Origin of the sequence: Bacillus sp. SIMBA_031 (genome assembly GCF_046535225.1) — a bacterium.
GTDB classification, from domain to species: domain Bacteria; phylum Bacillota; class Bacilli; order Bacillales; family Bacillaceae; genus Bacillus; species Bacillus velezensis.
Window position 1 is genome coordinate 1 of sequence record NZ_JAWRXC010000667.1, and the last position, 237, is coordinate 237.

Consider the following 237-nt stretch of genomic DNA (forward strand, 5'->3'; position numbering starts at 1 on the left):
GGATTAAACAGCGATCTCACTAAAATGAGAGAACGCCAAGAACTAATCGACGCGCTGTCTATTAATGACCCTGATGCTAAGCCGAAAAAGTTAATGAATCATGCTAGCCAAGTTTGGCCATTTGCCCATGCGATAAATATGGGTGACAGGGTTATTTTGCCCTCAAAAATTCAGCCTGTTATTTATATTGGAAAAATAACATCAAACTATAATTTTGATAAAAATGGTACCGACCCT

At 38.0% G+C, this 237-nt stretch carries 1 pseudogene; it reads left to right on the forward strand.

Annotated elements, in window-relative coordinates:
• Positions 1-237: pseudogene (locus SB724_RS21745) on the forward strand (hypothetical protein); the annotation flags it as partial.